At 46.4% G+C, this 12287-nt stretch carries 4 protein-coding genes; all 4 read right to left on the bottom strand.

Annotation, left to right across the window (positions count from 1 at the left end; genetic code table 11):
- Nucleotides 1-91: 91 nt before the first annotated feature.
- Entirely contained in the window at nt 92-781 is a 690-nt protein-coding gene (locus ACQCN2_RS19475) for a lysoplasmalogenase (protein ID WP_426930611.1), read from the bottom strand.
- 108 nt (nt 782-889) lie between these two features.
- Nucleotides 890-5725 (bottom strand): beta strand repeat-containing protein, encoded by a 4836-nt coding sequence (locus ACQCN2_RS19470; protein ID WP_426930610.1) that lies wholly within the window; start codon nt 5723-5725, stop codon nt 890-892.
- 235 nt (nt 5726-5960) lie between these two features.
- Nucleotides 5961-11372: a beta strand repeat-containing protein gene (locus ACQCN2_RS19465; RefSeq protein WP_426930609.1), complete on the bottom strand. Its 5412-nt coding sequence runs from the start codon at nt 11370-11372 to the stop codon at nt 5961-5963.
- Between the two features lie 237 nt (nt 11373-11609).
- Nucleotides 11610-12236 carry an AmiS/UreI family transporter gene (locus ACQCN2_RS19460; protein ID WP_426930608.1) on the bottom strand — a complete coding sequence of 209 codons (627 nt, stop codon included), beginning with the start codon at nt 12234-12236 and terminating at the stop codon, nt 11610-11612.
- Between the last annotated feature and the right edge of the window lie 51 nt (nt 12237-12287).

The raw sequence follows: 12287 nt of genomic DNA, 5'->3' as shown, positions 1-12287 counted from the left end.
TCACAATCCTAGCAAAATCGACAAATAAAAAAACCTAACCAAAGTTAGGTTTTCTAGTAAATATGTAGGAAACATTCTATTCTCAATCCATTTACAGTTTATAGAGTTTACTAGAAGAAGTTCGCTCACGAACCGTGATGCTGTTGGCAATGAGGAATTGAGCCGTATAGTAGGTGATCATGACACCATATCCCCCTAACCACGGCATCGGGGTCACAAACATATTCCAGGCAAGCAGCGAATCAGAAATGAAAAAGAGTACGGCACCTGCGATGGCTAATTTGTTCCTGCTGATAACTGAGCTGAAGATCATACTGGATATCACGACAACATAGAGAACCACTGGTATCCATAGCTTGTCGTAAGCCTTCCCATTGTCAGCAAACATGCTGGTATGTAGCTCGTTCAAGAAAAAGACAGCATAAATTACGATAGGGATCAGAACAAACAATTGAGCAGGCTTAAACTTCCATTGCGTCATAAACGCAAAAAAGTAAACGACATGGGCCATGAGAAACGAAAACAAACCAACGATAAACGGCTGGTTGCCCTTACTCAACAACATGATATCTCCCACGATTGAGCATATCAGCCCAATGATAATTAAGCGTTTATATTTGGGAGAATCACTACCGCTACCTACCTTTGCTGCAAACCAAATGATGAAAAGCATGGTTAACGGCTTAAGAATCCAACGGAATAACAGCTGATCAAAGCCCAATGCGAACAGATATCCAAGACCTGATAGAATAATCGCGGCTACTAACCATTTTCGATTCAAGCTCATTCCCCCTCCTAGATAAAAATGTTCTTATATGATTTTACTATTCCTTATCGCAAAAAAAACCCAACCAAGGTTAGGTTTTTTTGGACTGGTATTGTTTTTCTATCATTTTAATACCGTAACTTTAATCGTAACTTTCTTCCCCTTGTAGCTTGCTTGAATCGTCGCTGTGCCAGGGGCAACGGCAGTGATCATACCTTCTTTTACCGTCGCGATCTGTTCATCACTTGTCGTCCACTCTGCTTTGTCTGTAACCACCGCTTTGGTTTGGTCTTGGTAGTAAGCAGTCAGTTTAATCTGCTGCTGTTTACCTGGGGCAAGCTTTACCTGTGATCGGTTGACCGCAAGACGTTTTAACTCTTTTTCATCTGTTACGTCTACCTTCAGCTTGGCTTCCTTGCCGCTATATGAGACGGTGATGGTCGCTTTGCCGGGAGTGACGGCCGTTAGTTTTCCAGCTTCTATGCGAACCACATCAGGATCGTCGGAAGACCATAGGGCATCCTGCGTTACCTCTTCTGTCGTCCCATTGGAAAGCTTGGCAGTAGCCTGTAATTGTTTGGTAGCCTGAACAACCAGCGTAAGATGATCCGTTGGAAGAACCAGTTCCTTCACTTCAGCTTTGGAAACCTTGACTGCAATTTCTGTTGTTTGTCCCTCGAAGCTGACGGTTACAGTGGCTGCTCCTTCTTTTTTCCCCGCCTTAATGGTTCCTGGCTTAACCGTAACAACCGATGAACTGCTGGAATAGGTGGTATTCTTATCTGAAGTGATGTTTACTTCTTTACCATCTGAGTATACCGCGTACACTTCGAACTTCATTGATTTATTGGGTTTCAATCGTACACGTCGCTCTGAAGCCTTCAGTTCGAACTGTTTCTCTTCCCCTACTTTCACAGAGCAAGAAGCCGAATAGTTGCCGTCTAGCGTCGATACGGAGATGGTTGTTTCTCCTGCGGCAACCGCCGTAATAACTCCGTTCTGGTCTACGGTAGCTACTCCTGAATCACCGCTGCTCCATTTCACTTGTCGGTTTGTCGCGTTGGCAGGGGTAATGGTTGCATGTAATCCAACACCAGTAGCGCCAACTTGTAGTGTCACGTTATTTTGGTCTAGACTAACTCCCGTAACCGGAATCACCTGTGGCGGATAATACGGAGGCGGAGTTGCCGCTCTTCGTTCCACGGTAATGGTGTAGGTTTTTATTTTTCCGTCTGGGGCTGTAACAACCATTGTAATAGGATTACTGCCTACACGTAAGGATATCGTCTCCGACTTACCGCTTGTTACCGGGGAGCCATTCATGGTTAAGGTTGCCGAGCCTTCTTCGGTTGTTGGCGTTACATCTGTACTAGTCACGGCGTTGGGCACGGTGGCTGTGTAAGTCGTTGTTCCTTTCACAAAAGCAGGAGTGAGCGTTCCTTGACTTAGCGTCAAATTGTTTAAGTCGGCGGTATACGTATTAATAGCGAAGTTCGCTGTTACATTCAGGTTTGCTGCTACATTCTTGTCTGTTCGGCTTGCCGTGGTGACCCCGTCACTCCAGCTTACAAAATGATACCCTGTATCCGGGATCGCTGTTACCTCTGTTCCGCTTTCCCCGTGGTTCACCGTCTGCGATGCGGTTCCAGTGATTGCTCCATTGTCGCCTGCAGAATAATCCAAAGTATAAGTATTCTTTGCAAAATTCGCCGTCACACTCAGGTTTGCCGTTACGTTCGAGTCCTTTCGACTTGCTGTCGTAACCCCGTCGCTCCAGCCCTCAAAGTGATACCCTGTATTCGGGGTCGCTGTTACCTCTGTTCCGCTTTCTCCGTGGTTCACCGTCTGCGATGCGGTTCCGGTAATCGTTCCGTTGGCTCCGGCTACGTAATCCAAGGTGTGCTCATTAATGGCGAATTTCGCCGTTACATTCAGGTCAGACGTTACATCCTTATCCGTGCGGCTCGCTGTGGTGACCCCGTCGCTCCAGCTCACAAAATGATACTCTGTATCCGGGATCGCTGTTACTTCTGTTCCGCTTTCTCCGTGGTTCACCTTCTGCGATGCGGTTCCGGTAATCCTTCCGTTGGCTCCGGCTGCATAATCCAAGGTATAAGTATTCATTGCAAAGTTCGCCGTCACACTCAGGTTTGATGCTACATTCTTGTCCGTTCGACTGGCTGTCTTAACTCCATCGTTCCAACTCACAAAATGATACCCTGTATCCGGGACCGCTGTGACCTCTGTTCCGCTTTCCCCGTGGTTCACTGTCTGCGGTGCGATCCCGGTAATGGTTCCATTGGCTCCGGCTGCATATTCCAAGGTATAAGTATTCATTGCGAAGGTTGCCGTTACACTCAGGTTTGTCGTGACATTTGCATCCGTTCGGCTGGCTGTCGTAACCCCGTCGCTCCAACTCACAAAGTGATACCCTGTATCAGGGGTCGCTGTTACCTCTGTTCCGCTTTCCCCATGGTTCACCGCCTGCGATGCGGTTCCGGTAATGGTTCCATTGGATGCGGCTACATAATCCAAGGTGTACTCATTAATGGCTAAGATTGCCGTTACACTCAGATTTGCTGTTACATTCTTGTCTGTTCGGCTTGCTGTGGTAAGTCCATCACTCCAGCTTACAAAGTGATATCCAGGATTCGGTTCAGCGGTTACCTCTGTTCCGCTTTCCCCGTGATTCACCGTCTGCGATGCTGTTCCGGTAATGGTTCCATTCGCTCCGGCTGTATAATCCAAGGTATAAGTATTCATTGCAAAGTTTGCTGTTGCACTTAGGTTTGTCGTGACATTTGCATCCGTTCGGCTGGCTGTCGTAACCCCGTCGTTCCAACTCACAAAGTGATACCCAGCATCGGGCACGGCGGTTACCTCTGTTCCACTTCCTCCGTAGTTCACCATCTGATCTGCGGTTCCGGTAATAGTTCCATTGGCTCCGGATGCATAGTTCAAGGTGTACTCATTAATAGCGAAGGTCGCGAAGTAAAACAGGTCTGTCGTTACATTCGTTTCTGTTCGGCTTGCCGTCGTGGAACCATCGCTCCAGCTCTCAAAATGATACCCCGCATTTGGCACGGCGGTTACCGTCGTTCCGCTTCCTCCGTGGTTCACGATCTGGCCCTCTGCTCCGGTAATCTTTCCATTGGGTCTGGCTTGATAATTCAAGGTGTAAGTTTTGATAGCGAAGTTCGCCGTCACACTCAGGTTTGCCGCGATATTTGCGTCCGTCCGGCTTGCCGTTGTGACTCCGTCGCTCCAGTTTACAAAGTGATAACCCGCATTGGGTACGGCGGTTACCGTCGTTCCGCTTCCTCCGTAGTTCACCGTCTGAGCTGCGGTTCCGGTAATGGTTCCATTGGCTCCGGCTGCATAGTTCAAGGTGTACTCATTAATAGCGAAGGTCGCGAAGTAGAACAGGTCTGTCGTTACATTCGTTTCTGTTCGGCTGGCCGTTGTGGAACCATCGCTCCAGCTCTCAAAATGATACCCCGGATTTGGCACGGCGGTTACCGTCGTTCCACTTCCTCCGTGGTTCACTATCTGGCCCTCTGCTCCGGTAATCTTTCCATTGGGTCTGGCTTGATAATTCAAGGTGTACGTATTAATAGCGAAGTTCGCCGTCACACTCTTGTTTGCCGTCACATTCGTATCCGTCCGGTTTGCCGTCGTCACTCCATCGCTCCAGCCGTCGAAGTGATACCCCACATTGGGTACGGCGGTTACCGTCGTTCCGCTTCCTCCTGGGTTCACCGTCTGCGAAGCGATTCCGGTGATTGTTCCATTGGCTCCGGCTGCATAGCTCAAGGTGTACGTATTAACAGCGAAGTTCGCCGTCACAATCTTGTTTGCCGTCACATTCGTATCCGTCCGGCTTGCCGTCGTCACCCCGTCGCTCCAGCCGTCAAAGCGATACCCCGCGTTAGGCACGGCGGTTACCGTCGTTCCGTTTCCTCCGTGGTTCACCGTCTGCGATGCCGTACCAGTGATTGTTCCGTTGGCTCCGGCTGCATAGTCCAAGGTATACTTGTTGATAGCGAAGCTCGCCGTCACAATCTTATTTGCCGTCACATTCGTATCCGTCCGGCTTGCCGTCGTAACATCATCGCTCCATTTCACAAACTGATACCCCGGATTCGGTACAGCGATTACCGTCGTTCCGTTTCCTCCGCTGTTCACCGTCTGCGATGCGGTTCCTGTGATCGTTCCATTTGCTCCGGCTACGTAATTCAAGGTGTACTTCGGTACCACAGGATCATCCATTATTAGATCATCGATCGCTACAAAAAGTTTTCTATTATTATCTGGATCGTCAACCCTCATTTCAAATACATTAATATTGCTCCAATTACTTCCGGTAAAGGTTAGTGAACCGCCATTTCCGCCATTATTCGTTTCATCCGAAGTGGATAATCGGGTATAACTTACAGTTGAATTACCCTCTCCAAAATCCTTCGTGCCATTAGTAAAATCGACAGTGGCAGTTGCTTTTGGCACACCTTGATCATCATAACCAATCAATTTATATATCTGGCTATATTCTAATTGATGGCCCAAAACTTCCGCATTAAATGAAGTGAGTTTAAAATTGCTAGAATTAGATTTATTAAATCTAAAGGTAGTTCCATATCCATTCCCGTACAGTAAGGAATCGATTATCAAGCATTTGTTTTTACACGCACTGGAACTCCAAAACAACTGGGCACCATTGGCAAATGTATCGACTATTAATTGACCTGTGATATCACTAGAATACATTGTTCCATCCAAAAAAATGAAATTATTCTGACTAGAAGTACCAGACTCAAAGTCTTGGATGACTTGATCAGCTTTCACATAGGGGACCAAGTAAGCAAATAGGATCATGAATAAAGCAACAAATGAAATACATTTTTTTATTAACACTTTCAAAATCTTCCCTCGTTTCTCTTCAAAACTCCTGAACGGATTCATCCTTATCCTCCTTTACAGGTTAGATTATTTAATAACTTTAGATGCTATACAGAACCTTTCCCCGCATCCGGCAAAATAGGACATAACTATACGTTTCATAAAAATCATAGCGAGATTGAAATAAAAAAGCCCCTAACTAAAGTTAGGGGTTGGTCGAAAAATATTACCGGGACCACTTCATGCTCCACCAAAAAGACTTACCTAGGTTAGTTTTTTGGACAACATATGGGATTCATCATTTCACTACGGTGACTTTAATTAAGACCTTCTTCCCTTTGTAGCTTGCCTGAATTGTCGCTTTGCCAGGCCCAATTGCAGTGATTACACCCTTTTCAACGGTAGCAATCTGTTCATCGCTTGTCGTCCAATCCGCTTGGTCTGTAATCACAGTTTTGGAGTTGTCCTGGTAGTAAGCAGTCAGTTTAATCTGATACTGTTTACTTGGTGCAAGCTTCACCGATGTTCGGTTGACGGTTAGTCGTTTCAACGCTTTTTCTTCTATTACGTCTACCTTCAGCTTAGCTTCCTTGCCAGCATACGACACCCTGACGGTTGCTTTACCAGGAGCAACTGCAGTTAGTTTTCCTGCGTCCACTTGAACAATATCGGTATCGTCCGATGACCATTGGGCATCCTGCGTCACCTCTTCTGTCGTACCATTGGTGAGCTTGGCTGTTGCCTCCAATTGTTTGGTAGCCTCAACTTCCAGTGTGAGATGATCTGTTGGAAGAACCAGCTCCTTCACTTCTGCTTTGGATACTTTGACCGCAATTTCTGTCGTTTTCCCCTCGAAGCTGACGGTTACAGTGGCTACGCCTTCTTTTTTCCCCGCCTTAATGGTTCCCGGCTTAACTGTAACGACCGATGAACTGCTAGAATAGGTGGTATTTTTATCTGAAGTGATGTCTACTTCTTTGCCGTCTGGGTAGACTGCGTACACGTCGAACTTCATTGATTTATTGGGTTTCAACCTTACATGTTGTTCTGAAGCCTTCAGTTCGAACTGCTTCTCTTCCCCTACTTTCACAGAGCAAGAAGCCGAATAGTTACCGTCTATCGTCGATACGGAGATGGTTGTTTCTCCTGCGGCTAGCGCCGAAATGACTCCATTCTGGTCAACGGTAGCTACTCCTGTATCACTGCTGCTCCATCTTACTTGTTGGTTTGTTGCGTTGGCAGGGGTAATGGTTGCGTGTATTTCAGTGCTTGAAGTACCAACTTGCAGTGTCAAGTGATTCTGGTCTAGACTAACTCCCGTAACTGAAACCACAGGTGGCGGATAATACGGAGGTGGAGTTGCCCCTTTGCGTTCCACTGTGATAGTGTAGGTTTTTGTTTTCCCATCTGGAGTTGTGACAAGCATTGTAATTAGATTCGTGCCTACACGTAATGAGATAGTCTTTGCGTTTCCACTTGTTGACGGAGAGCCATTGATGGTTAGGGTTGCCGAACCGTCTGCGGTTGTTGGCGTTACATCCGTACTTGTCACGGCGTTGGACACTTCTGCTGTGTATTTCGTTGTTCCTTTTGCAAAAGCAGGAGTGAGTGTTCCCTGACTTATCGTCAGATTGCTTAAATCCGCGGTATACGTATTGATGGCGAAGTTCGCGGTTACATTCAGGTTTGCGGTTACATTCTTGTCAGTTCGAGTCGCCGTCGTAACCCCGTCACTCCAGCTTTCAAAGTGATACCCCGTATTCGGTTCAGCTGTCACTGTCGTTCCATTTTCTCCTCTGTTCACTGTTTGCAAGGTTGTTCCAGTGATTGTTCCGTTGCTTCCTGCTACGTAGTTCAAGGTATACGTATTGATAGCGAAGTTCGCGGTTACATTCAGGTCTGCCGTTATATTCTTATCCGTACGGCTTGCTGTCGTGACCCCGTCGCTCCAGCTCACAAAGTGATACCCCGCATCTGGAACGGCTGTTACCGTCGTTCCACTTTGTCCACTATTCACCGTTTGCGATGTTGTTCCGCTAATTGTTCCGTTAGCATCTGCCGCATAATTCAAATTATACGTATTGATGGCGAAGTTCGCGGTTACATTCAGGTTTGTCGTTACATTCTTGTCAGTTCGAGTCGCCGTGGTGACCCCGTCACTCCACCCTACAAAGTAATAGCCTGTATCGGGAACGGCTGTTACCGTCGTTCCACTTTGTCCACTATTCACCGTTTGCGATGTTGTTCCGCTAATTGTTCCGTTAGCATCTGCCGCGTAATTCAAAGTGTACGTATTAATAGCGAAGTTCGCGGTTACATTCAGGTCTGCCGTTATATTCTTATCCGTACGGCTTGCCGTCGTGACCCCATCGCTCCAGCTTACAAAGTAATAACCTGTATTTGGAACGGCTGTTACAGTCGTTCCACTTTGTCCACTATTCACCGTTTGCGATGTTGTTCCGCTAATTGTTCCGTTAGCATCTGCCGCATAATTCAAAGTGTACGTATTGATGGCGAAGTTCGCGGTTACATTCAGGTCTGCCGTTACATTCTTATCCGTACGGCTTGCCGTCGTGACCCCATCGCTCCAGCTTACAAAGTAATAACCCGTATTAGGAACGGCTGTTACAGTCGTTCCACTTTGTCCACTATTCACCGTTTGCGATGTTGTTCCGCTAATTGTTCCGTTAGCATCTGCCGCGTAATTCAAAGTGTACGTATTGATGGCGAAGTTCGCGGTCACATTCAAGTTTTCCGTTACATTCTTATCCGTACGGCTTGCCGTCGTGACCCCGTCGCTCCAGCTTACAAAGTGATAACCCGCATCTGGAACGGCTGTTACAGTCGTTCCATTTCCTCCACTGTTCACTGTCTGCGAGGCTGTTCCGCTGATCGTCCCATTCGCTCCTGCTACGTAATCTAATGTGTACGTATTAATAGCGAAGTTCGCAGTTACATTCAGGTCTGCAGTTACATTCTTATCCGTGCGGCTTGCCGTCGTGACCCCGTCACTCCAGCTTACAAAGTGATAACCCGTATCTGGAACGGCTGTTACCGTCGTTGCGTTTCCACCGCTGTTCACCGTCTGCGAGGCAGTTCCGTTAATCGTTCCATTGGCTCCTGCCGCATACGTCAAAGTATACGTATCCATAGCGAAATTCGCAGTCACATTCAGGTTCGACGTAACATTCCTGTCTGTTCGGCTCGCAGTGGTTTTCCCGTCACTCCAGCTTACAAAGTGATACCCTATATCAGGAACGGCTGTCACTGGTGTTCCATTTCCTCCACTGTTCACTGTCTGCGAGGCTGTTCCGCTAATTGTTCCATTAGCTCCTGCCGCATACGTCAAAGTATACGTATCCATAGCGAAAGTTGCGGTAACATTCAGGTTCGACGTAACATTCCTGTCTGTTCGGCTCGCCGTGGTTTTCCCGTCGCTCCAGCTTACAAAGTGAAAACCCTCATTCGGGACAGCTGTCACCGTCGTTCCGTTTCCTCCACTATTCACTGTCTGCGATGTGGTTCCAGTAATTGTTCCATTCGCTCCAGCCGTATAATTCAATGTATACGTTGATACTACCACTGGGACATCCACTTTAAGATCATCGATCGCTACAAAAAGAATAGTATTGGGAAGCGCATCGGCAACTATCATTTTAACTTGATCAATATTATCCCAATCACTTCCGCTAAAGGTTAGTGTGCCGCAATTTCCTCCAGTTGACGTTTCATCTGGAGTTGATAATCGGGTATAGCTGACAGTCGAATTACCTGTGCCATAAGTGCCGCCAAAAGCAAAATTGACGGTTGCCGTTGCTTTTTGCAAATTGTTATCGTAGCCAATCAATGTGTAACTTTGGCTGTTATTTGAAATATGCCCCATAACTTCTGCATTAAAAGATAGTAACTTAAAATTGTCAGCGCTATTGGCTGCAGCAAATTGAAAGAAAGTTCCTGTATTTGTCCCTGCCCATATGGCAGACAAGCCATTACCACTACCAAGACTAGAAAATCCCCCAGCAATATTGGCAATTGTATCGACTACTAATTGGTCACCTGTTGCATCTGTTGAATAAGTCATCCCATCGAAAGTTAATGAACCATTTATAGAACTACGCGTTCCAGCCGGAATAGAATCAAAATTCTGACTGGATATAGTAGGAAGTGAATCTGCACGATTTACCACCACAGTATATTTTTTGCTCGTTGTTCCATCCTGTGCGGACACATCGACAGTAATCGTGTTGGGTCCGACGTTCAACTGGAACGTTGAGGGACTTCCACTAACTGCCGCATTTCCGTTCACTTTTACTGTGGCCGTGCTGTCGGCTACAGTTGGTGTCACGGATATATTCGCCACTGCGTTGTTTACATTCGTGGTGTAGGAAAGCGTGCCCTGCGCAAATGTAGGCGAGAGCGTCCCCGCATTCAGTGCCAAATTACTCAAATTTGCATTGGAAGAAAGCGGTGCCGCACGGGTTACGATCAAATTGAAGGTTTTGGTCGTCACTCCATCCTGAGCAGTCACATTGACGGAGATCGTATTCGAACCGTAGTTCAATGTAACATAACCACTCTCTTGATAGATTATAGGGTTTCCATTTACTTTTACAGTGGCATAACTATTGGCTGGTGTTGGAGTAACATGTACGTAACTCGTTAAGGACGACACACTTGCGGTATAACTGTTTCCTCCCGAAGAAAAAGCGGGAGAGAGCGTTCCAGCGCTAACCGTCAAATTACTCAGATTGGCATCGGTAGATACATCCTGATTGGCTGTAATGCCTGAATCGCCCACCACTACAAATCTACCATTCCCAAAGGTAACAGCATTTATATTATTGGTTATCGCAGGAGTTTTTTCACTTTCCCAAGTGATACCATTAGGAGAAGTGATGATCGTGCCTCCATCTCCAGTTGCAATGAATTTATTGGCTCCATAAGTGATTCCGTATAAGTCTTTAACAGGGGTCGTTGTTGGATAATCTCGTTTGGCCCATGCGACTCCATCCGTTGAAGTCAAAATCTGTCCAGAATTACCTACCGCAACATACATGCCTTGGCCAAAGCTGATTCCATTCAATAAAGTGGTAGTTCCCGATGTACGTTGAGTCCACGCTACTCCATCAGGCGAAGAATAGATTGCTCCTTGCTCTCCTACTGCAATAAATTGTCCTCCACCGTATGTGACACCATATAGTTTCAAAGCAGAAACAGGGGTATTATTCCAATTAATACCGTCTGAAGTGCTAAGGATAGCCGCTTTAGTTCCTTGAAATCCAACGAACACAACAGTGCCGCCGTATGATGCAGCAGAATATGGGGTAAAGCCTGAAAAAGACTTTTTGATCGTCCAACTTGTCCCATTAGTTAAAGTGTAGATATTCCCGTTATCTCCGGCTGCTAGCCATCCCCCGCTGGAGTATGTAATTGTTGAACCAGATGTGTAGAATGGGACAGATTGGGCAGTCCATCCTACTCCATCTGGTGATGTGGCAATTGTTGCAGAATCACTGACCGCAATAAATTGCCCGCCTCCGTAAGCAACACCCCAGAAGTTACTTGTCACCCCAGGTGCATAGTTCGCCGTCCAAGTTCCGGCAGCCAATGCTTGATTCCCACTACTCACGAATCCGTTGGCGAATAGCATGATCAGGCTAAAAACAAGAATAATAAAAGTTCGGTTGTATCTTGACATAAAGCTACCCAATTGCTTAGTTCCCTCCTATCATGGTTCATCATTTTTATAAGACTACAAACAATCTATCAAGTTCACCTAGAATCTTGCTGTATCTTCTCCTTTATGGAATTTAAGAATTGTACCAATTTTCTAAACAAAAATAACCTAACTTAAGTTAGGTTTTCGTAAATCATCCAATTAGAATGGGTAGAAAAAAGCAGGAACAAAGGATTATCCTCCTGCTCCTGCTTCTCTCTGAACTGAATACTAAACAATTTTCCGCTTGGTGAATGCTTCATCTTTCCGCCACACTTTTAATTGAATGGCACTTACCACAAAATAAAGCAGCGAGAACGAACATACCGCGATCCACATCTGATTCACCATCGGAGTTCCCCCTACACCTGTCAAATAAAACAAGGCTGGAATCGTCAGGGTTACCCACGATTGAACCATGGCAACCTTCCCTACATAGCGGGCAATGTCCATCTCCGGCACATTAAGCAAATAAAACAAGAACCAAAGGTATGCCCACATCAGCCACGTCAGAGCATCCACGATATTATGAAAATGAACGATGGACACGACGGTATAGACAATGGCGATGATCGAGACCCACAGCGAGAACCATCCCAAGCCTGTTCCATTTAACCCTTTGCCAAACGTTACACCTACATATAAATAGGTTAGTCCGAACAAAAAGACGGCCGCATCCTGATACAGCACCCAGTTGCTCATATCGGAAGTAACGATCATATAAAAAGGAAAAATCACCTGCAAAGCACCGACAAACAAATTGAAAACGGCCACGCTTTTTCCTTCCGCCTTGCCTTGCAGCATCAAACTGTTCAAAAACAACGTAGCACCTGATAGCAATAATCCTACGTAACCCATTCTAACGGTCGTGAATTCGAAGGGGCTTCGAAGCTTTCACGACCTCCCTCC

The organism is Brevibacillus ginsengisoli (assembly GCF_050113715.1).
Classification (GTDB): Bacteria; Bacillota; Bacilli; order Brevibacillales; family Brevibacillaceae; genus Brevibacillus_H; species Brevibacillus_H ginsengisoli.
Note: the sequence above shows the minus strand (reverse complement) of the source record. Positions and strands in the feature narration are given on the sequence as shown.